This is a genomic window from Vibrio hangzhouensis (assembly GCF_900107935.1).
GTDB lineage: Bacteria > Pseudomonadota > Gammaproteobacteria > Enterobacterales > Vibrionaceae > Vibrio > Vibrio hangzhouensis.
The window spans coordinates 114,754-135,713 of record NZ_FNVG01000013.1 but is presented as its reverse complement, the minus strand read 5'-3'; the positions used below and the strand labels follow the sequence as shown (position 1 = coordinate 135,713).

Genomic DNA, 20,960 nt, shown 5'->3' with positions numbered 1-20,960 from the left:
TTTTGAGGGTTAATAACAGAACTATTGGGGCGTCATGCCTGCCAAAAGACATGACGTTAGCGGGTTAACCAACGGAGTGAAGGTCGTTACCGGTTTTGTGAGTGAACTGAAACAGCTTGTTCGCGAACTGATACAGGGCATCATCGAGCACCCTTTCATCAATGGGCTTACCTACAATGTAATCCGCCCCCGCTCTCAGCATGCGTTCACGGGTTTCTTTGAACACATCTGCAGTACAACCAAATATCAGGGTGTCTTTTTCTTTACCCACCATATTTCGGATACCTGAGATGGCCTCAACGCCATCCATCACTGGCATATGGTTATCCATCAGAACCAGATCGAAGGTTTGGGTCGACACGGCCTTCAACGCTTCTTCACCATTTTCTACCGCATAGGTGATAAAACCTTTACGTTTCATGAAGGTCTCGATAATGATGGTATTGGTGCGGTTATCTTCAACAATCAACGCCTTGAGCCCCCGATAGTCGAGATTCCGTTCGATATGAATGTCGAGCGTCTCCGGTCTGCAGCGTTCAAGCAATACGCTGACGATAAACTCTGAGCCAATACCTTCCTGACTATGTAACGTCACCTCGCTGCCCATACAGTGAGCGATCTCTCGCACAATGGAGAGCCCGAGTCCCGTGCCGCCATAGCGTCTTGTGGTGCTCGACTCCGCCTGTTCAAACGGTTTGAAAATGCGCTCCTGCGCCTCCTTGGGAATGCCGATACCCGTGTCTTTCACCCGGATGGTCAACAGGTTGTTGTCGCCGCGAACCTCTTCACTTAGTACGACATCGACCGATCCCTGAGAGGTGAACTTCACCGCGTTGTTGAGCAGGTTAAACAAGATCTGTCTGAGTCGCGCTTTGTCACCTTTGTACCAGCGCTGTTCATCGACCTGAGAAAAGACATTGAAGCGCAGCCCCTTCTCATTACACAGGGTGTGATAAACACTGTGCATACTGCCGATTATCGAGGTTAACGGGAAGGCGCTCTTAGAGAGCTCCAGATGGCCCTGCTCTATTTTCGAATAGTCGAGAATTTCATTCAGCAGCGACATCATATGATCACCGGAGTCATACAGGGTTTTCAGCAGCTTTCGCTGCTCCAGATTTAAGTCGGTTTTCAATAATATCTGGGCAGTACCGAGTACCCCGTTCATAGGAGTGCGGATCTCGTGAGACAGCGTGGCAAGAAAGGCGGTTTTGGCTTTGGTCGATGCCTGAGCCTTAATACGCTCCCGGTCGAGATACACGGTTTTCTGGTTAAAGGTGTCGATAAGATAACGAATTTCATCCGGGCTGCGGTAGTTGATATCAATTCCGCCACCCTCTCTCGAGCCATCGACCTCTTTGGCAATCATCGATATTGGCCTGATAAGATACTGACTTATCAAGTAATAACCAAACATCAGGCACAGAACCATCACCGGCACAATCGCCAGCTCCACGCCTGTGACAATCTCAGACACCTGATCGCTCACCAGTCTTCTGGCGTTGACCACCTGCAGGCTCCAGCTAAAATCGCCAAACTGTATCTCACTGACATAAATGTCTTTTTCCAGACGAAAGTTATGCTCGGTAATCACTTGTTTGTTGGCATCACGCAATACCACGCCAAGATCATGCTCCCGTGCCTTGGCCTTGACGAAATTCACCAGGTTCGCCAGAGAAAGGTCTACGGTCGCCACCCCCGAAAACTTACCATTCACATAGTAAGGCGACGAAGCGGTGATCATCTGAACATGGGTATAGGGATCAATGTAAACCTGCGACCAGGTTATGGTATTAACCGGCTGATCTTTCACAGAGGTATACCAGGGTTCGACATGGTAGCCATCGGCGGCAGGGTTATTCCAGAGATCGATTCGGTCCACGTCTCCTTGTGGAGTGCGGTTATAAAACAGACTGGTGAGCTTTTTCTTGGGATCAACCGAGTAAGGTTCTGGCCATATACCGCCACTGACCGCGATACCGTCATTAAGCTTGAAGACCTGACATAACGCTTCATCCAGCGTCTGACGGTCTTCAATAGACTGCCCCATAGCGACGATGCTTTTTAGCACCCCCACTGAGCCATAAAGTGGCGCAGAAATTTCTGCGGCGAGAAACTCACTTTTAGTGTCGAGATTTTCTTCTAGTTTGGCTCTGACCGGACTCTCCACCACCATATAGGTAATGCTACCAAATACGGAGATAAACAGCGCCAGATAAACGGTCAGCGCTATGATGCTTTTCTTTTTAAGAGACTCTTTTATCACCATGGCGAGAGAAGCATTCCTTTTCTTCTTATACCGACGACGTCAATTTCGTCTATTTTATTTGGCCGTAGATTGTTACTATTAAGCCCTAATTCAGCCTTTACGGTAAAGCATTTTGACATTAAAAGACATACTTTCCCTTCCGGAGCTTGAAGGCAAGCTTCTGAATGAAGCGCAAACGCAAGGTTTTGTAACCTCTATGGCATCGGCTCCTCATACGCTTCCACCTGAAGAGTGGCTACCGTTCTTATGGGGCGGCGAAGAAGTGGCGCCTTTCACTTCTGGCGAACAGTTGGAACAGTACGCTCAGGCCATTATAGCGCTGTGGAACGACTATCGCCCTGCTCTTTTAGATGGCGAATGGCAATGGCCGCAAGGTTGTGAGTTAGATGAAGAAGAGATCGTCTCTCTGCAAACCAAAGATTTTTGCGAAGGCGTTCTTCAGGGTTGGCAACTGGCCAGAGATGACTGGGAAACTCTGATGCCAGAGCACAGCGAAGACAACGCACTACTGGGTGGCGTGCTGCTGTCACTGAGTATGCTTTACGATCCAGAGACGTCTATCGCAACGCTACAAGCACAAGGCATTGAGGGTATGGAGCAATTCACCGAGATTTTCAATGCGATGCCTGTGATGCTGTGTGGTATCACCCAAAAAGGTGCAGTGCTGGCTGAGCAACAGTAATCAGTGAACGCCCTGCGCATCAGGCTTAGGGCGTTTATAAAAGCAATACCCCATCGGCGCAATCATCAGTAACTACTGCCAGATAATCGGTTCGCCTGCCACCGTGTCCCTCTTTTTCCCAACCGTGGTTCAGAAAGCTTCTGTAAAGTTAAAATAGAACGCGGCACCGTGTTTACCCATGCCGAGATCCAAACGAATGTTCATGCGGGGTTGCAACTCATAACGATAACCCACGCCGTAAGACAAAATCGCGTGTCCTGACAAATCCTCAACGGATTCACCCACGGCGCCAACACCAGTCCAGGCGGTCATGCCATGATTGGAAAGTGCGCCAGAGCTGCGGCGAAAGGTATGTCGATACTCCGCCGTGATCTCTGCCGTTACTTGATCACGATACTGCCCTTGATAGTAACCGCGCATTGAACTGGCACCACCCAGTTCCGGCATATCGTAATAAGGGGTATTGCCGAAGGCCTGTTGATAGTGGCTCAGGAAGGCCAGAACACGCCCTTTCTCTAAACTGTGGAAGATTCGGTACTCGACGTCCAGTTTTTGATATTCCGCCTGGCTACCAAGCGCCTCGCTGTATAACAGCACTTCAGTGCGAAACAGCGAGCCAGTCCAGGTATTAACCGCAATGTCACGGGTGTCGTACTGCAAGCTGGCGCCAAAGCCCCAAGTAAAGGGTTTGTCTTTGAACTGGTTAAAGTTCTCGTCCAGCAGCGCAGACTCAGGTTCAGATGTCGGGCTGAAGTAATTGATCTTAATGGCTGGTCCAACAAACCAGTCGTCAACGACTCGGAAAATCAGATTGCCTTTGTAGTTATTAACGTTGGCCTGATACTGCGTCACGTCACCGAACTCAAAGTCCTGTGCGGCCTGATAACCAATACCCCAGTAGTGCTTACCCTGAGTACCCGCGTTCCACGCGCCCTGAAACTGGATGTCATTGTTATTCCAGAACAAGTCGTGTTTGGCGCGCAGACCGTAGCCCACTTCCGAGTCTACGTAGTTGCCAATAACAAACGCCGACACACTCGAACGTTGCAGTTCCTGTTGGTCACGGTCGGTCTTAAAAGAGTACAAGCCTCCCACCGCAACTAATAAACCTTGTTCCGGGGTATAGGCAGGGCCGCCAAGAAAACTGAACATCGGCAGTCCATTCACTTCACGGTAGTATTTTTTAGCGTACTTTAGGTCGGAAATGGTATGGCTGTAACGCTCGTTCGCATTATCACTTTGCAGCTTAGCGATCGCGTCGTCGTACTCAGCCACTTTGGCATTCGCCTTATCGACGTCAGGTTCATACACCATATTTTCTTTGTTCTGCTCTAACTGAGCATAACCCGGGATCGACGCTTGTTCGGCGACAGCAACATAAGGAAAAAGCAGAGATAAAATTGAAAGCGACAACACGTTTACGCGCATGGATCGTTAGATTCCCAAATCAAATAAATGAACGTTCATTCATTACTTTCAAAAAGCGCGCGCATAATATACAGAACAAAACACGGTATCAAGATGTTTGTTGTTATCGAATCATTCGCCAGAATAATGTAGATACGCGAATGTCTGCAAACGTCTGACTATTTAGCGGTTATTCCAGGTAAAATTGCCGATCCTCTCATCTGCGATATAAAAAAGTTTGTTTCCGGGGGCGATTACCTGGTTGAGATCGGGGTTAAGAATGATGCCATTTCCTACATCTACCGCTATCAGGGTGGCCTGATAATTCACCTTCATCCAGCTGAATAAGGCTTCGACCGAGGTCTCAGGAGTGTCCTGGGGGTAACGAACGGAATATTGAGTCATTCCTCTGGTGGAGCTCAGTAGTTCTTGGTGCAATGCGCTAGAGCCTGGGTCCACCGCCGCTTTCGCAAGCATTTCCGCACCAACAGCGGGTATGCATTCTGAATTCGGGCAGTGCTGATGCAATAAGTCGCTCAACGCCTCATCTTTGAAGTAAACCAGTAGGTGAGCGTCGGGATTCCGGTTGGCACAGTACAGCGCTGCGGACAAGGTGATGTCGTCCTCGGGATTGTCAATCAAGATACAACTTGCGGTTTCGATGTTGGTTTTTTCCATTTCCCGGCCATCGGTGTAACTATTGACCTTAACGAAGGCAATCTCACCGGGTAACGGGTTCTCAATATCCGAGCGACTGCACAACACAATAGGACGCCGTCCTGTCTCTTCGTGCTGCAGCATACGAATTAAGTGAATGGTTCGCTGTCCGTTCCAGCCCAACATCAAAATGTGATTATCCACGCTGACTTTCCTTTTTCCTAACTGACCTGAGCGCCATGAATCTAACCCTATCGCTGCCAACCGACCGAGCAGCGCCGCAAATAACATCAGACCGCCGGGGATAACAAACAGTATGGTAACCCAACGTCCCGCTTCTGTGCTTGGTGATAAGTCGCCGTACCCTACGGTAGAGGCAGTAACGACAATGAAGTAAATGAATTGTGAGATGGGAAACGTCAAATCAGTTTCGCCACTCAGCCAGAGCAAGCCCCACGATATGACCGCGTAGAGTACGATGGCTAATAGCAAACTTTTGAATCTGAGCTCAAACAGGTGAGCATGAAACCATTTCCTGAGTTGTATCCAGATGACCACTGATGTCCCTATGGTTAGACGGCACTTTGCTATAAGCATATATGAAAAAACCAGTCCGAAGACTGGTTTTATTTAAGAATGTTATCTGGATAACTCTATCAACGCTTAGGCATTACCTTTTACTTTGATTTGCAGTTGCTCTGCAAAATCCAGCATGCGGTTCAGTGGAATCAGAGATTTAACACGCAACGCTTCATCAACAAAGATTTCGTGCTCTTCACCACCGTCACGTAACGCTTTCTCGATGGCTTTCAGACCGTTCATTGCCATCCAGGGACAATGTGCACAGCTGCGGCATGTCGCACCGGCACCTGCTGTTGGCGCCTCAATCAGCTCCTTCTCAGGTACTAACTGCTGCATCTTAAAGAAAATGCCTTTGTCAGTCGCGACGATAAGCTGCTTGTTCGGTAGCTCTTTTGCAGCTTTGATAAGCTGGCTGGTCGAACCGACAGCATCCGCCAGTTCGACAACGCTGGCGGGTGATTCCGGGTGCACCAGGATCGCTGCGTCTGGATACACCGACTTCATGTCTTTTAGTGCTTTGGAAGAGAACTCGTCGTGAACGATGCACTCACCTTGCCAAAGCAACATGTCGGCGCCAGTTTGGTTAGCTATATAAGAACCCAGATGACGGTCCGGACCCCAGATGATTGGCTTGTCTTCGCCATCCAGGTGTTCAACGATTTCAAGCGCGATGCTTGAGGTTACCACCCAGTCTGCACGTGCTTTCACTGCCGCAGAAGTATTGGCGTACACCACCACCGTGTGGTCAGGGTGAGCGTCACAAAATTCAGCGAACTTGTCTGCCGGGCAACCTAAATCCAATGAACATTCCGCCTCTAAAGTCGGCATCAGGATGCGTTTTTCTGGAGTCAGGATCTTGGCTGATTCGCCCATAAAGCGGACGCCAGCAATGATAAGCGTCGAGGCTTCATGGCGGTTACCGAACTTGGCCATCTCCAGAGAGTCACCAACAAAACCGCCGGTCTCCTCAGCCAGAGCCTGGATTTCAGGATCGGTATAATAGTGGGCAATCAATACCGCGTCTTTTTCTTTTAATAGCGATTTGATGCTTGCGATGTATTGCTGCTTCTCGTCGTCAGTCAACGGAACAGGCTTCGGGGGAAACGGGTATGCCGTTTCAATCGTGTCTAAGATGTGGCTCATAGCGCTTGCTCTATGCTACTTCCAAATAGTCCGAGCATTGTACACCGATATGAACGTAAGGACAAAGGCAGGCCAAAGAGAATCGACCAAAGTTGAATAGAAACTAGGCTGAACAGTCAAAGCTTACGATGGTTTGGGGGAAAAGGGGAACTAAGAACCAGGAATCGGGAACTAGGTTCTGGGTTCTAGGCCCTAGGAACCAGAAACCAGCAGCCAGAAACCAAAAACCAGCACCCAGTAACCAGCAACCAGCAACCAGGAACCAAAAACCAAAAAGGAGCCCTTACGGACTCCCTTCTATCCAACAGATACTATTTTAAGTTGGATTTAGCGACCTTCGCGGATGAACTGCCTGGGTATTCGGCAATGACTTGCTCGTAGTATTTTTTCGCTTCGTCGGCTTTGTTACCACGTTTAGCGAGGTCACCCAGCTTCACTAACGCATCGGCGCGTTTGTTAGAATCTTTAAATCCGAGCACGGCTTTAAAGCTCTTCTCCGCTTCTGCGTCCTGACGCTTCGCAAAGTAAAGCTGACCTAACCAGTAATGGGTGTTAGGCATAAACGTCGATTCTGGGTAGTCTTTCTGAAACTGCTTGAAGGCTTCAATAGCGCCTGCATAATCACGCTTTTTCAGGATCAGATCGACGGCATTTTGATAAGCGGTTTGCTCATCGGCATCGGTACTGAATTTGCCCTGTGGTTGGTTGGCTTCTTTGGCAACAGGAGCGGCAACCGCGGCTGCGCCAGCCCGAGAGCGAAGTTTATCGATCTCAATAAAGAGTTCTCGCTGACGCTGCAACATCTGGTCCATCTCGTAGCTGTTACGCTCTAACTGGCCGCGCAGGGTTGCGATTTCTTGCGTCATTTCGTCGAGTTGCTGCTGCATTTGCAGTTGTACTCGATTGCGATTCTGAAGCAGGCGCTCTAGTCGTTGAACGTCTGTCTCGTTGGCGGCATGTGCCGCTGTAATGGTGGCAGCGGTTGCCGAAGAAGATGTTGCGCTCAGGTCGGTAACCGGTGCTTTCGCAGCAAACGCAGTGCTTGCTGTGCCGGCTAGTAACGTAAGCGTAACAACGCGCTTAATGTTACTTTTCATAAAGGTAATTACCTCAATTGCCGTGGCTTAAGGGCTAATCGTTGCAGCCCTTAGGCTGCAACATCTTAAATCTTAAGCAGATTTGATTAGTATACTAGAACAGCGCGACGGTTTTTCGCGTACGCGTCTTCTGATTGACCTAGTACTAGAGGCTTCTCTTCGCCATAGCTTACGATAGCGATTTGGTCAGCTTGAACACCAAGAGCCTGGATGTATTTCGCTACAGCTTGCGCACGACGCTCACCTAGAGCGATGTTGTATTCTGGAGTACCGCGCTCGTCAGCGTGACCTTCGATAGTCACTTTTAGCGATGGGTCTTTGCTTAGGTATGCTGCGTGAGCTGCAAGCATATCTTCGTAGTCACCCGCGATAACAGAGTTATCGAATGCGAAGTAGATAGTTTGGTTTTCGCGAAGTGCTTTTTCTTTCAGCTCTTGCTCAGAAAGTTGTGCATTCTCATCGATTGGTGTTGCAACAACGGTTTCTTGCTGCTGTTGGTTCGTTGTTTCCGCACCAGTAGATGATGCTGCGTCGTCACTTGAGCTACATGCTGTCATAGCAAGAACTGGTAGTGCGATTAGCAACCCCTTAAAAACTTTGTTTAATTGCATTGTTATTTCCTTAACCTAAAAAATTTAACTGCTACAAAAACGGTGACCATGCAGGAGCTCTTACGCGCCCGTTCGTTGCCGGTAATCTAGCTTTAAATCGCCCATCGATGGAAACCATAGAAAGGACGTTAGTTTTGTTATAGATAGAGCTGTATATCACCATGCCGCCGTTAGGAGCGATGCTTGGTGACTCATCTAGCAGTGTTTTGGTGAGAATTTGTACCGAGCCTGTTTCAAGATCTTGTTTTGCAAGATTAAACCCAGAGTTGGAACGGTTCACCATTACCAGGTAGCGACCATCAGGGGTGATCTGCCCGCCGAGGTTTTGTCTACCCTGCCATGTGATTCGTTTGGTTTTACCATCAGACAAATTTACTTCATAAATCTGAGGGTTACCACCCCTATCCGACGTAAAAATAAGGGAATTACCCTCTGGTTTCCAGAACGGTTCTGTATTATTTGACCTGCCCCCAGTAATTTGGCGCAGTTTTCTTGTTTCAAGGTTTAACGTATATACATGTAGTTGCCCAGTTTTTGACAAGGTCAGTGCTAACGTCTTGCCATCCGGAGAGAATCTTGGCGCACCATTATGACGTGGGAACGAGGTGATTTTTTCACGTTTGCCGGTATAGATATTCATGATGAAAATCTCAGACTGGCCATTCTGGAAGCTGACATACGCCAGTTTTTTGCCATCTGGAGACCAGGCCGGAGACATTAGTGGTTGCTTAGAACGCAGCACCAGTCTCTCGTTATATCCATCGTAATCCGCGATACGCAGCTGATATGGGTAAGCGTCTTTGTCGTTAACAACCACATAAGCAATACGCGTCAGGAATGCGCCACGCTCTCCCGTCAGCTCTTCGTAAACCAAATCTGAAATACGGTGGGCATACTCACGCAGGCGATTGCCTGGTACTGTGGCCTTTTTCTTGAATAACACGTGATCGTTAGACAGTACCAGCTGTCCGTCGCCGCTCAGTGCTTTGGACTTGCCACCCGTTAACTGTCCACGAACAACGTCTACCAGTTGATAACTGACATCGTAGCTGCCTTCGGCGTTTTTAACGATGGTGCCGGTTAACAATGAGTCGACGCCGATAGAAGTCCATGCTTCAAAATTGATGTTGTTCGCATCGTAAGGTGTTTGCGGCATTTTGCTGGTTGCGATAGGACTAAACTTGCCACTACGCTGCAAATCTGACGATATGACTGCCGACACGTCGTGTGGAAGCTTACCCTCACCTTCCCATTTAAACGGAACAATAGCGATGGGCCTTGCTGAATCGATACCATCGGTAATTACCAGTTCTAAAGCGGCATTTGCAGTTTGCGCCGCGAGGCTCACCACCATTGCCATTCCTATTAGTATTCGCTTAATCACGCGCTCTTCCTTTTTACTCTGGAACTACAGTCAGATTGATGTTCTTAAGTTGTTGGTTCACGTCCGCCTCTTTTGAGAGCGGAAACGTACCTACCTGTGCAATTGCACGCTTTGTCGCTGAGCAAAGTCTGCTATCACCGTCGAGCACAGCAACTTGACCAGCGATGGCACCGCTACCCGCAGGTATCAGCTTCAAGTTAACTCGACATTGCTTTCCCCGAAAACTGTCCTCTAAAAGCAGGTTTTGCTGGATAAGCTGAGTGTAAATCGCCCCCATACGCTGCACTTCCGACGTTACATGTTTCGAGCGTGCAGTAGTGTTCAGTGCCGCCTCGCTCTCAAGTCCGGAGAAGATATTGTCTAGTGCCGCCTCTTGCTCCTGACGTTCACGCTCCAGTTGCTGCAGACGCTCTTTTTCAATAAGTGCTTTTTCAGCGGCTTCCTTCGCAGCTTTCTCTTTGGCAATACGTTCACGCTCAGCACGCTCAGCAGCCTCTTTCTCGCGCAGGGCTTTTTCTTGTGCTTCCTTGACCGCTTTTTCCTTCGCCAAACGCTCTTGCTCGGCTTTAGCAATAGCCGCTTCTTTCGCCAGACGTTGCTGCTCGGCAACGCGCACCGCTTCTTCTTTCGCTTTCCGCTCTGCTTCTGCTTTCGCCGCACGTTCTTTTTCGACCAGGCGACGTTTTTCGGCTTCACGAGCAGCCTGATCATCTTTCGCTTTCTGCTCTTTCAGTTTACGGATACGCTCCTCTTCCTCTTTGCGGTTGCGTTCAAGCTGTTCACTTTCACGACGCAATTTGTCTAAGCGATCTTGTTCTTTCTTCGCCGCCGTTGCGCGCTGTTTTTTAATTTCAGCGGCTTGCTGACGTACCTTGGCCGGGTCAATGACCACTGCCTGCACCATGCCTGTAGGCTCAGCTTTGTTCATTGTGAAGTCAGTGCCCCACAATAACGCTGCGACCAGCATTGCGTGTGCAAACAAAGAGATCGCAATTGGCTTTCCGTAGCTGTTTCTTTTGTTCTTATGGCTTTTCATACAGATGCGATGACTATTCCCTAATGTCCGTTAGCAGGCCTACTTTAGGGATCCCCGCCCGACTTAATTCATCCAACAACAAAACCACCTCGGCATAAGGTGTAGCGGCATCGCCCCCCACCGCAACAGGTGAATTTGGATTGATCGATAGCTCTGCCCTTACCCGGACAATGATGTCCTGGAGACTGAGACCACGCTGCACATCTTCGTTGTTGACACTCAAGCCCAGGTTGCCATCGCGATCGACTTCAACAATGATGAAACTGGCATCACTGTCACCCGCCAGCTCAGAAGCCGGTTTCGCTGTTGATGTTTTTGGGAGCTCGACATCTACGCCTTGTGTAACAAAAGGCGAGGTCACCATGAAAATGATGAGCAGAACCAACATCACGTCGATATAAGGTACGACGTTGATCTCACAGGTAAGCTTGCGTTTTTTGGGTTGGTAGCCAGCCATTACTGCTCCCTACCCGCCATTGCTTGTCGGTGCAAAATACTGTGGAATTCTTCTGAGAAAGTCGCGTAGTTGTGCTCGAGCTTACTGACCTTGTTACTTAGACGGTTGTAAGCCATAACAGCCGGAATCGCAGCAAACAGCCCCATCGCCGTTGCAATCAGTGCCTCAGCGATACCCGGTGCCACCATAGCAAGCGTAGCCTGCTTAACTTCACCCAGTGCGATAAAAGCGTGCATGATACCCCAGACGGTACCAAACAGGCCGATATAAGGAGAAATCGAGCCAACCGTAGCAAGGAATGGCAAGCTAGTTTCCAGCTCTTCTACTTCACGTGACACAGCAACGCGCATGGAGCGTCCTGTACCTTCCATAATAAATGCCGGAGAGTCTGCGTTTGATTTACGAAGACGAAGGAACTCGGTAAAACCGCTGTAAAAAATCTCTTCCGTGCCAGAAAGCTCATCTTTGCGCTTTTTGACATCTTGATAGATTTGTGACAAATCCGCACCCGACCAGAACTTATCTTCAAACTGGTCTGATTCCTTGGTCGCCTCTTTAAGGACCTTACTGCGCTTGATGATCATCGCCCACGATACGACTGACATCCCAAGCAGAATCAACATTACCAATTTTACCAGTAGACTCGCTTGCAAAAAGAGGTCTAAAAACGAAATATCAGCCGTCACTGTCTTTTAACTCCACTAAGATCGTCGAAGGAATCGCCTTCGGCTTCATTTTAACATTATCAATACATGCCACTTTAACGAGTGCTTTGGCAATTGTCACACCTTCCACATCAACAATTTCTTGTTGAAATGTTAATGATGCACGTTTGAATTCAGAAATGTGAGTATTCACTGTCAGATGATCGTCAAGTCTCGCACCACGAATGAAATCGATATCCATATGACGAACAACAAACCCGGTATGCTGTTCGAGGAGTACGCGCTGATTCACTCCCCTGCTGCGCAGCAGTTCGGTTCTCGCACGTTCAAAAAAATTGAGATAGTTCGAATGGTAGACGACACCACCGGCATCCGTGTCTTCATAATAGACGGTGACGGGGAACTCGAAATACGATGATAAGTGAGACAAACCAGTAAATCCCTAATAAAAACTACGCTCTAATATAACGCAAGTGATTGTGTTTGTTATAAGTGCTGACAAAAATTTTTGATTAAAGTGCCAAAATTTACATCCAATTGATAAAGTTATTATCAATTTTCTAAAACCTGGTGTGTTTTAGAACGAAAAAACCCGAGTTTACACTCGGGTTTTTGCTAGATAACGTACATTAACGTCAAGTAACTCAATACAGTTAGTGACAGGTAGGGACTGAATACCCCCTGCCAAAGCCAGAATCTGGGCCTGAAGCCAATGCCATAAACCATACTGGCACAGACAGACAGGACAAACAGAAAGCCTAACAAAGGTGAAAAACCACCAATTGCGTCGGCGTATTGTTCAGGACTCCACATAAACAACCCGACATTGGCAAAACCAAGCAGGAGAGATAAGGCCCGTAGCAGCACCTTATCCATGGGTTTGTGAAGCTGCTCTAACTGTTGGTTAAGCTTACTCACTGTCTTCGTCCATCATCTCACTGTGTTCTAGCCAAAGCGCATTGATGATGCCAAACGCACACGCTAGCAGTACACCTAAGATCCAAGCGAAATACCACATAGTCAATACTCCTTAGTAAAGTGAATTTTTGTTTTCTTCGATGAACTTGTCATCAAGACGACCAAACATCTTATAGTAGGTCCAGGCTGTGTAGCTCAGGATGACCGGAACCATCACAAACGCAACTGCCGTCATCAGATTCAGAGTCAACTCACTTGAAGTCGCATCCCACATGGTCAAGCTGTGGCTTGGATTCATGCTGCTAGGCATGATGAATGGGAACATTGCAAAGCCTGCAGTAAAGATGATGCCACCGTTTGCCAGAGAAGAAGCGATGAACGACACTGCACATTTCTCAAGACGAGAAGCCAGAACCGCTAGCAGAGGCATTACCACACCCAGTGCTGGAGCAATCCATAGTAGTGGATATTTCTCAAAGTTTGCCATCCATGCACCCGCTTCACGCACCACCTCTTTATTCAGAGGATTTGACGCAGCGTTTCCATCAATGCTGCCTACAACAACGTAGCCATCAATCGTTTGAATCCAGAAACCCGCCGCCACAAACGCTACCACCGTTAGTAGCCCCATCAGCTGTGCCGTGTTACGGGCACGAGTATGGATATCACCGGTTGTTTTCATTTGTAGCCAGGTAGAACCTTGTAGCAGGATCATGAACAGGCTCACCAGACCACACAACAGTGCGAATGGGTTAAGCAGTCCAAAGAACGAACCGTGGTAAGTTGGCATCATAAAGTCGCTTAGCTGGAATGGCACACCCTGTAGCAGGTTACCAAACGCCACACCGAAGATGATTGGCGGAACAAAACCACTGATTGAGATAGCAATATCCCAGGCGTTACGCCACTTGGTGTCTTCCAGTTTTGAACGATAGTCCAGGCCAATTGGACGTAGCCACAATGCCGCCAGTGTCACAATCATCGCAAAGTAGAAACCAGAGAACGACGTTGCGTAAACTAATGGCCAGGCTGCAAAGAGTGCACCACCCGCAGTGATCAACCAAACCTGGTTACCGTCCCAGTGTGGGGCGATAGAGTTAATCATCACACGGCGTTGGTTATCGGTTTTACCCAGGATAGGTACTAACGCACCTACCCCCATATCAAATCCATCTGTGATGGCGAAACCAGCCAGTAGTACACCAATTAAGATCCACCAGATGAGTCGTAAGACTTCGTAATCAAACATTCTTTTTCTCCTTGCTTACGCTTCTACTTGGCGACTAACTTTGTTCTCTACCGAATCGACGTTCTGTTCGAAGTGGTAGCGACCGGTCTTCAAGCTACTTGGTCCTTTACGTGCGAATTTCACCATCAGGTAAACTTCTGCAATCAGGAACACTGTATATAGGGCGATAATGGCAAACAATGAGGTCCATAGCTGACCTACTGTCAGTGCTGATGCCGCAACGTGAGTAGGTAGGATTTCACCAACCGCCCACGGCTGACGTCCGTACTCAGCGACAAACCACCCTGCCTCGATTGCAATCCAAGGTAGTGGGATACTGAAGAGCGTGGCTTTAAGGATCCATTTCTTCTGCTCAATTTTCTGGCGACACGTTTGAATAAACGCAGCACCAAATACGAACAGCATGATGAAACCACAGCCGACCATGATACGGAACGACCAGAACAGCGGCCAAACTTTAGGGATAGAGTCATCCGCAGCAGCCTGAATTTGCTCTTCCGTCGCATCGACGACGTTCTCAGTGTAACGCTTCAGCAATAAGCCATAGCCAAGGTCATTCTTCACTTCGTCAAACGCCGCCAGGTTTTCGTCAGTACGATCACCGGCACGCAGTTTTTCAAGAAGCTCATAGGCATACATACCTGTACGGATACGATCAACGTGCTCCTCGCGAAGGTCACGAAGGCCCGTTACTGGTGTATCCAATGAACGCGTGGCGATAATGCCCATCACATAAGGGATCTTCACTGCATAATCTGTATGCATTTCGTCCTGGTTTGGCAGGCCGAATAAAGTAAACGCAGCAGGAGCCGGCTCTGTATGCCACTCGGCTTCAATCGCAGCCAGTTTCACTTTTTGAACATCACCTAATTCGTAACCAGATTCATCACCCAGTACGATGACAGAAAGAATCGATGCCATACCGAATGAGGCTGCAATAGCGAACGAACGACGAGCAAACGCAATATCACGGCCTTTCAATAAGTAGTACGAACTGATGCCAAGGACGAACATCGCACCTGTTGTATAGCCTGATGCTACGGTGTGGACAAACTTAACCTGAGCAACAGGATTGAGTACCACTTCCGCAAAGCTGACCATTTCCATACGCATGGTTTCGAAGTTGAACTCTGCACCGACAGGGTGTTGCATCCAGCCGTTGGCGACAAGGATCCATAGTGCTGAGAAGTTCGAGCCCAGTGCAACCAGCCAGGTTACAGCTAAGTGTTGACGTTTTGAAAGCCTGTCCCATCCGAAGAAGAAGAGTCCGACAAAGGTGGATTCGAGGAAGAAGGCAACGAGCGCTTCGATCGCCAGAGGCGCGCCGAAGATATCGCCCACATAATGGGAATAGTATGACCAGTTAGTACCAAACTGGAATTCCATGGTCAGACCGGTGGCCACACCCAGGGCGAAGTTAATACCAAACAGCTTACCCCAGAACTTTGTCATGTCCTTGTAGATTTGCTTGTTGGTCATTACGTAGAGGGACTCCATGATGGCCAGAAGGAAAGCCATACCGAGAGTCAATGGAACGAACAGGAAGTGATACATTGCCGTGAGTGCAAATTGCAATCTCGACAGATCAACAACGTCTATCATGGAAACTCCTTTTGTGTCGGCTGAACGACACTTTCTACATTTAGCTCCAAGGACTTTGTTTAATAGAGATTAAACTTGTTGAGCAAATCATCATCCTTGTTGCAAAAATGTACCTCAATGGTTAGTTAATTGTTAAGCTTGCGCTAATATAGCTGGCGCTAATATTACTGGTAAATTGATTCACTTTCAAAAGGTTTATTTACAGAGATGCTTTGATTTACATCAACAAACAGAGAAAGTTCATTGTACGATCTTTAATCACATTGATGTGAGTCAAACTTGGGAGACATTTGTAACCAAATTGGGGGGGCATAATGAAAGAAGCAAAAGAGGAAATACCCCTTTAGTAGCAAGGCATTATAGCCATTGAGAGAATTGATGTGAAATCAAACTCACAATTTAATAAAAGCACACAATGGAATGCGGGGTTAATATAAAGCCGTATAATTGAAATATTACTTTACAAATATGCAGTTCAATAAGCGCCCGGCAGAAAAACAATTTCAAAGCGGTGACGAAATAGCCGAAACATTCTTACATACCCCTTATTCCGCTCATTCGGTACCACTCGAGTCCCCTCATCCTGACTTATAACCATACAACCAAACAAGCAGCCGTTTCTTTGTTGTCATCACGTAGATGAATTCCGCAACACAGGCAAAAGCGTAACGCTATACCAGTCATCAAATCTCCAATCTCAGATTACACAAAAGAATCACAACCCTTCAAAAAAACTTACAGGTTACTGCTTTGCCCATTAAAAGGATTCGCATTAAATTACAACTCATCAACGGCGACGAGATAAAGCGTATTCATCGTAAAACGAGGTAGCTCTCTATCGCTCCGGCTAACCGTTGGCAACTGTGGACTTAAGCTCCAACAAAACAAGGGGCAATCCCCTAAACGATGCATTAGGAGCATCGGCAAACCATCAGCAGGGACGCACACATAAATCGAGGTAATTCATATGTGTGACCTACATGCTAAACAAGCGCAAATCAACACTGAGTACAACACTGATATCGATCCGGTAAAAACTTACGAAGCGAAAGCCGCTCCTGATATGGAGTTCTACGCTAAGGTTCGTGCCACTAAATCGGAAGGTACTCGCAGCCACGTGTACGATGACTTACTCGACGCGCATTCTGGTAATGCATTCTTTGTTAAAGCGGGGCAAGTTATCCGTTTTGAACAGCGCCCTAGCCTTCACAATGGCCGTACGCAAATCATCGACGTACAAATGGTCACACCCGATCTTACTATGTGGGCTGACCACCTGAACACATCGGCATTCGAAGGTCTAAACCAGCGTCAATTCTCGGGTGTCTGGACGCAATCAGGCAACTGCTCCAAGATGGCGACGCTCGTAGAAGATGAGTTCCCGTACGAAAAACTAGACGAAGGCTTCAATCACATTTTCTTCGCAGCTCACTGTAATGCTGACTGGCTGACCATGCTTTATGGCGACAAGGGTAACGTAAACTCTTGCCACGAGAACTTCATGCACGGTTTCCTTCGTGTACCTGCAATTGCAGCTATCGAAGACGAACAAGAAAAGCGCCGTGTCGTTCAATTCCATTCTGACCGAAACGACATCAACATGTTCCAGCCGAATAAGTTTGAACTTCAAGACGGCAACATTGCCCGCTGTGTGCTCGCACCAGCACCGGCTGTAGACGACGGCGTGGGCTGTGAGTACTACGCCGAGATGGACATGTATGTCGTGGTCTCTAACTGCCCTTACGCTGACCAGGCAACGCCTTTCCCAGAGTGTGAGCCTAACCCTGTATACGTATCTGTGTATGACACTGGTATTGCTCCACAGCACCAGGGTATCGGCAACACGGATTGGAAAGGCTACGTTTGGGATCGTATCCACACTAAAGAAGTGAGTCCTAAGTAATCAATTACCTCGATATTTGGCACAGACCAAATCCCCACCCGGCCTTGTGCCGGGTTAAGGGGTTGGGACCAGAACATGTCTGGCGCAAGAAATTGAACTAATCGAGGTAACAAGATGAAAAAATCGGCAGTCGCACTATCAGTAGGTGCACTAATGGCCACAGGCGCAGCATTTGCAAACACAAAAGCGGGTGACTTTAAAGCGGGCCTAGAGCTTGACTCTAAATTCAGCATGAATAACGCAGCGCACGCAGGTTCACCTACTGTAAAGATGCCCGGCGGCGAGTCTCCAGAGCCATTCCCCCACAGTAATGGTAACGAAGTTGAAAACCCGAACTATGTACCGCTTCGCGGTCAGGACTTTGGCGTGAAGCTATTTATGAGCTATCAGGGTGCGGGTCTGTCGGTAAAGGCCAAAGACAACCAAGAGTTGGAAACCAATATTAACTATACATACGGCTGGAAGCACGTTTATCTGACTGGTGAGGCGGAACTTGTCTCGAAGAAATACGGTAACGACGAGCAAAAATACGGCCTGACTGTAGGTTCGCATTTAAACGGCTTGTTTGATACCAGTGTGCGCTACCGTGTCGATCGTGATACTCAAGGTGAAGCCGCAACGCGCTCGCAAATCAATCGAGTCGATTTGTTCGCTGGTAAGCAGGTAACAGACAATGTCTACTTAGGCGCGAAGGTCATCAATTTTGACCAACAAAACGCAACGATCAATGCTATTGACGGAAACAAAAAGAACTGGAACAACTTTGAAGTTAAAGCGACGTTCACTGGCCTAGACAACATGATTCCGTACGTAGAGTATGAAAATGCGTATATCAATCGCGCGGATCGCCGTGACGACAACTTAAAAGTTGGCGTTCAGTTCCCATTCTAAGTTTCAGTACTCCGTACATCTGCACCTGCCCCGCCAATATGCGGGGCTTTGGGGTGCCCGCGGCAGCAACCGCCGGCGCTTTTTTTCATTGGAACACCCATATTACGTCCGGCAGGCTACTTTTGCCGGGCGGTTTTTTCCATTGGGGTGAAAACTAACACCTCAACGGCTACCCGCCACCAAACAATACATTCGAGGTCACTGAAATGATTAAACTGAACTTCCCTTTTATCGCGATAGCAACTTTATCTGCTGCCTGCTTAATGCAACCCGCTTTTGCTATCGATGAGTGCTATAGCTCCCCACTAACTGATGCTATCGATGGTGCAGTTATTGGTGGGGTCGCTGGCGCTGTGGCGGGCAACGCAGGTACGGGCGCGGCAATTGGTGCAGGTGTGGCAGTCATTGACGGTGAATATAACCGCGCCGAGTGTGAAATGGCTGCCGATGAGGCAGAATTGGAATACTACGCGGATCAGGAGGATATGGATGAAGCCGAAATTGAAGCAGAGCTCTGGTGATACAACTTCTGCCTAAGCAGATTAGTGGGAAGCCTTGTCAACTTTGACAGTCTTCTGGCTTAGAAGCTGGCTCAAAAAAAGCGTCCAGATGGTAACCCCAAGGCTACGACGCGCCGCAACAGACACCACAAATAATCCGTCACCCCCGTGAGAACGAGGACGACGGTGAGTATGGGGATAACGAGAGCGATTCTGGAACTATCGCTGCACGATCACCTAAACCTTATCAATTCCAAAGTGCAAATACGCCCTATCCGAGGCAATTCGGCCTCGCGGGGTGCGCTGCAAATAGCCCTGTTGGATTAGATACGGTTCGATCACATCTTCTATGGTGTCTTTTTCTTCGCCGATAGCTGCGGCCAGGTTATCGAGACCTACAGGTCCACCGGAGAACTTCTCCATGATTGCCAATAGCAACTTCCTGTCCATGTAGTCGAAGCCCTGATGGTCGACATCCAGCATATTCAATGCTTTATCCGCGATCTCGGCACAAATATGGCCGTTACCCTTCACTTCTGCATAGTCCCGCACTCGTCTTAGCAGGCGGTTAGCGATACGTGGTGTACCTCGCGCACGGCGTGCTATCTCTAGTGCGCCTTCTGGATCCATTGACAGTCCCAGACAACCAGCACTGCGCTGCACGATTTTCTGCAGATCGGCAATTTTGTAATACTCCAGACGCTGGACAATACCAAAACGGTCTCTCAGCGGTGAGGTCAGAGAACCCGCTCTAGTGGTGGCTCCAATCAGGGTGAACGGAGGCAGATCTATCTTGATTGAACGAGCCGCCGGGCCTTCACCGATCATGATATCGAGCTGATAGTCTTCCATAGCCGGATACAGCACCTCTTCCACCATCGGGCTCAGGCGGTGGATCTCATCAATGAACAGGACGTCATTCTCTTCCAGGTTGGTCAACAGCGCCGCCAAATCTCCCGCTTTTTCAAGGACCGGCCCTGATGTGGTTCGGATATTAACCTCCATCTCGTTGGCTACGATATTGGCCAGAGTGGTTTTACCCAGACCTGGAGGGCCGAATATCAATAAATGGTCGAGCGCTTCGTTTCGAAGCTGGGCGGCTTTGATGAATATCTCCATCTGATCACTAACGTGCTCTTGCCCTTCATAATCTGCAAGTTTCTTAGGGCGAATCGCTCGGTCGATGACATCTTCATCTTTAAAGACAGGATTCTCTGGCGCTATTAGGCGATCTGCTTCAATCATTTCACGGGTTCTCTCTGATCTTTATCCAGCCTGATAGTTAAACCATAGCACGCAGTGCTTCACGAATCAGTGCTTCGCTGGTCATGTCAGGTTTTGCGACCTGAGAAATCACTTTGGAAGCCTGAGTCGGCTTATAGCCCAGAGCAAGTAGTGCACTTACCGCTTCTTCTTCCGCATTGTCTGCCGCCATCGCCGACACACTGTCCATAGGCGCAGCATCGGTTGCAGGTGTAAACAGATCGCCAGCGCCCCACCCCTTAAGGCGGTCTTTCATTTCGACCACAAGACGTTCCGCCGTCTTCTTACCAACACCAGGAAGCTTAACCAGAGTAGAAATATCTTCGCGTTCTACACAAGAGACAAACTGACTTGCAGACATACCGGAAAGAATACCCAGGCCCAGTTTTGGACCTACGCCGTTTGCTTTAATCACTTCTCTGAACAGAGCACGTTCGCGGACTGTGTTAAAACCATAAAGCAACTGAGCATCTTCACGCACCACAAAGTGGGTATAGATAATGGCTTCCTGCCCAATTTCTGGTAGTTCGTAGAAACAGCTCATTGGCATCTGAACTTCATAGCCAACGCCACCCACCTCAATCAATAGTTCTGGCGGTTGTTTCTCGATAAGAGTGCCACGTAATCGTCCTATCACAGTTTAA

Annotated in this window: 21 protein-coding genes; 4 read left to right on the top strand and 17 right to left on the bottom strand. The window is 48.4% G+C overall.

Annotation, left to right across the window (positions count from 1 at the left end; all coding sequences use genetic code 11):
- Positions 1–64 precede the first annotated feature (64 nt).
- Positions 65–2,269, bottom strand: coding sequence for a hybrid sensor histidine kinase/response regulator (locus C4S60_RS14200; RefSeq protein WP_103881021.1), 2,205 nt, complete (start codon positions 2,267–2,269; stop codon positions 65–67).
- A 112-nt stretch (positions 2,270–2,381) separates the two neighbouring features.
- On the opposite strand from C4S60_RS14200, the gene C4S60_RS14195 reads away from it, so the two are divergent.
- Positions 2,382–2,951 (top strand): UPF0149 family protein, encoded by a 570-nt coding sequence (locus tag C4S60_RS14195; RefSeq protein ID WP_103881020.1) that lies wholly within the window; start codon positions 2,382–2,384, stop codon positions 2,949–2,951.
- Positions 2,952–3,080: 129 nt separating this feature from the next.
- Here the strand turns inward: C4S60_RS14195 and C4S60_RS14190 are convergent, their stop codons facing one another.
- The 14 genes from C4S60_RS14190 to cydA form a co-directional block, all read right to left on the bottom strand.
- Entirely contained in the window at positions 3,081–4,379 is a 1,299-nt protein-coding gene (locus C4S60_RS14190; protein ID WP_103881019.1) for a BamA/TamA family outer membrane protein, read from the bottom strand.
- 162 nt (positions 4,380–4,541) lie between these two features.
- Positions 4,542–5,573, bottom strand: coding sequence for a potassium channel family protein (locus tag C4S60_RS14185; protein ID WP_103881018.1), 1,032 nt, complete (start codon positions 5,571–5,573; stop codon positions 4,542–4,544).
- 105 nt (positions 5,574–5,678) lie between these two features.
- A complete protein-coding gene (nadA, locus tag C4S60_RS14180) occupies positions 5,679–6,740 on the bottom strand; it encodes a quinolinate synthase NadA (protein ID WP_103881017.1) in 1,062 nt (353 codons plus the stop codon).
- Positions 6,741–7,051: 311 nt separating this feature from the next.
- On the bottom strand, positions 7,052–7,837 hold the full coding sequence (gene ybgF, locus C4S60_RS14175) for a tol-pal system protein YbgF (protein ID WP_103881016.1): 786 nt from the start codon (positions 7,835–7,837) through the stop codon (positions 7,052–7,054).
- Between the two features lie 86 nt (positions 7,838–7,923).
- A complete protein-coding gene (pal, locus tag C4S60_RS14170) occupies positions 7,924–8,448 on the bottom strand; it encodes a peptidoglycan-associated lipoprotein Pal (RefSeq protein ID WP_103881015.1) in 525 nt (174 codons plus the stop codon).
- 31 nt (positions 8,449–8,479) lie between these two features.
- Positions 8,480–9,808 carry a Tol-Pal system beta propeller repeat protein TolB gene (tolB, locus tag C4S60_RS14165; RefSeq protein WP_425275135.1) on the bottom strand — a complete coding sequence of 443 codons (1,329 nt, stop codon included), beginning with the start codon at positions 9,806–9,808 and terminating at the stop codon, positions 8,480–8,482.
- 37 nt (positions 9,809–9,845) lie between these two features.
- On the bottom strand, positions 9,846–10,868 hold the full coding sequence (gene tolA / locus C4S60_RS14160) for a cell envelope integrity protein TolA (protein WP_103881013.1): 1,023 nt from the start codon (positions 10,866–10,868) through the stop codon (positions 9,846–9,848).
- A gap of 13 nt (positions 10,869–10,881) precedes the next feature.
- Positions 10,882–11,325 (bottom strand): ExbD/TolR family protein, encoded by a 444-nt coding sequence (locus tag C4S60_RS14155; RefSeq protein ID WP_103881012.1) that lies wholly within the window; start codon positions 11,323–11,325, stop codon positions 10,882–10,884.
- Positions 11,325–12,011: a protein TolQ gene (gene tolQ, locus C4S60_RS14150; RefSeq protein WP_103881011.1), complete on the bottom strand. Its 687-nt coding sequence runs from the start codon at positions 12,009–12,011 to the stop codon at positions 11,325–11,327. The genes C4S60_RS14155 and tolQ overlap by 1 nt, the downstream gene beginning before the upstream one ends.
- Positions 12,001–12,420, bottom strand: a complete 420-nt coding sequence (ybgC, locus tag C4S60_RS14145) for a tol-pal system-associated acyl-CoA thioesterase (RefSeq protein ID WP_103881010.1) — start codon at positions 12,418–12,420, stop codon at positions 12,001–12,003. The genes tolQ and ybgC overlap by 11 nt, the downstream gene beginning before the upstream one ends.
- Positions 12,421–12,605: 185 nt before the next feature.
- Complete coding sequence (gene ybgE / locus C4S60_RS14140) at positions 12,606–12,908, bottom strand: cyd operon protein YbgE (RefSeq protein WP_103881009.1); 303 nt, start codon at positions 12,906–12,908, stop codon at positions 12,606–12,608.
- The gene (gene cydX, locus C4S60_RS14135) at positions 12,901–13,008 is read right to left on the bottom strand and encodes a cytochrome bd-I oxidase subunit CydX (protein WP_006075291.1); all 108 of its coding nucleotides are present in this window, start codon (positions 13,006–13,008) and stop codon (positions 12,901–12,903) included. The genes ybgE and cydX overlap by 8 nt, the downstream gene beginning before the upstream one ends.
- A gap of 12 nt (positions 13,009–13,020) precedes the next feature.
- On the bottom strand, positions 13,021–14,157 hold the full coding sequence (gene cydB, locus C4S60_RS14130) for a cytochrome d ubiquinol oxidase subunit II (protein ID WP_103881008.1): 1,137 nt from the start codon (positions 14,155–14,157) through the stop codon (positions 13,021–13,023).
- A 15-nt stretch (positions 14,158–14,172) separates the two neighbouring features.
- Positions 14,173–15,759, bottom strand: coding sequence for a cytochrome ubiquinol oxidase subunit I (cydA, locus tag C4S60_RS14125; RefSeq protein ID WP_103881007.1), 1,587 nt, complete (start codon positions 15,757–15,759; stop codon positions 14,173–14,175).
- Positions 15,760–16,726: 967 nt separating this feature from the next.
- Here cydA and C4S60_RS14120 point away from each other — a divergent pair.
- The 3 genes from C4S60_RS14120 (at position 16,727) to C4S60_RS14110 (ending at position 19,074) form a co-directional block, all read left to right on the top strand.
- Entirely contained in the window at positions 16,727–17,662 is a 936-nt protein-coding gene (locus tag C4S60_RS14120; protein WP_103881006.1) for a DUF1989 domain-containing protein, read from the top strand.
- A 114-nt stretch (positions 17,663–17,776) separates the two neighbouring features.
- The gene (locus C4S60_RS14115) at positions 17,777–18,553 is read left to right on the top strand and encodes a hypothetical protein (protein ID WP_103881005.1); all 777 of its coding nucleotides are present in this window, start codon (positions 17,777–17,779) and stop codon (positions 18,551–18,553) included.
- Positions 18,554–18,759: 206 nt separating this feature from the next.
- A complete protein-coding gene (locus tag C4S60_RS14110) occupies positions 18,760–19,074 on the top strand; it encodes a glycine zipper family protein (protein WP_103881004.1) in 315 nt (104 codons plus the stop codon).
- A gap of 216 nt (positions 19,075–19,290) precedes the next feature.
- Here the strand turns inward: C4S60_RS14110 and ruvB are convergent, their stop codons facing one another.
- Together ruvB and ruvA are read right to left on the bottom strand one after the other, a co-directional pair.
- On the bottom strand, positions 19,291–20,298 hold the full coding sequence (gene ruvB / locus C4S60_RS14105; protein ID WP_103881003.1) for a Holliday junction branch migration DNA helicase RuvB: 1,008 nt from the start codon (positions 20,296–20,298) through the stop codon (positions 19,291–19,293).
- A gap of 37 nt (positions 20,299–20,335) precedes the next feature.
- Positions 20,336–20,953 (bottom strand): Holliday junction branch migration protein RuvA, encoded by a 618-nt coding sequence (gene ruvA, locus C4S60_RS14100; RefSeq protein WP_103881002.1) that lies wholly within the window; start codon positions 20,951–20,953, stop codon positions 20,336–20,338.
- Between the last annotated feature and the right edge of the window lie 7 nt (positions 20,954–20,960).

Bases quoted from the DNA above. Each gene is read 5' to 3' on its own strand.
- C4S60_RS14200 (WP_103881021.1), bottom strand. From the start codon at position 2,269: ATGGTGATAAAAGAGTCTCTTAAAAAGAAAAGCATCATAGCGCTGACC.
- C4S60_RS14190 (WP_103881019.1), bottom strand. From the start codon at position 4,379: ATGCGCGTAAACGTGTTGTCGCTTTCAATTTTATCTCTGCTTTTTCCT.
- nadA (WP_103881017.1), bottom strand. From the start codon at position 6,740: ATGAGCCACATCTTAGACACGATTGAAACGGCATACCCGTTTCCCCCG.
- ybgF (WP_103881016.1), bottom strand. From the start codon at position 7,837: ATGAAAAGTAACATTAAGCGCGTTGTTACGCTTACGTTACTAGCCGGC.
- pal (WP_103881015.1), bottom strand. From the start codon at position 8,448: ATGCAATTAAACAAAGTTTTTAAGGGGTTGCTAATCGCACTACCAGTT.
- tolB (WP_425275135.1), bottom strand. From the start codon at position 9,808: ATGGCAATGGTGGTGAGCCTCGCGGCGCAAACTGCAAATGCCGCTTTA.
- tolA (WP_103881013.1), bottom strand. From the start codon at position 10,868: ATGAAAAGCCATAAGAACAAAAGAAACAGCTACGGAAAGCCAATTGCG.
- C4S60_RS14155 (WP_103881012.1), bottom strand. From the start codon at position 11,325: ATGGCTGGCTACCAACCCAAAAAACGCAAGCTTACCTGTGAGATCAAC.
- cydX (WP_006075291.1), bottom strand. From the start codon at position 13,008: ATGTGGTATTTCGCTTGGATCTTAGGTGTACTGCTAGCGTGTGCGTTT.
- cydB (WP_103881008.1), bottom strand. From the start codon at position 14,157: ATGTTTGATTACGAAGTCTTACGACTCATCTGGTGGATCTTAATTGGT.
- cydA (WP_103881007.1), bottom strand. From the start codon at position 15,759: ATGATAGACGTTGTTGATCTGTCGAGATTGCAATTTGCACTCACGGCA.
- C4S60_RS14120 (WP_103881006.1), top strand. From the start codon at position 16,727: ATGTGTGACCTACATGCTAAACAAGCGCAAATCAACACTGAGTACAAC.
- C4S60_RS14115 (WP_103881005.1), top strand. From the start codon at position 17,777: ATGAAAAAATCGGCAGTCGCACTATCAGTAGGTGCACTAATGGCCACA.
- C4S60_RS14110 (WP_103881004.1), top strand. From the start codon at position 18,760: ATGATTAAACTGAACTTCCCTTTTATCGCGATAGCAACTTTATCTGCT.
- ruvB (WP_103881003.1), bottom strand. From the start codon at position 20,298: ATGATTGAAGCAGATCGCCTAATAGCGCCAGAGAATCCTGTCTTTAAA.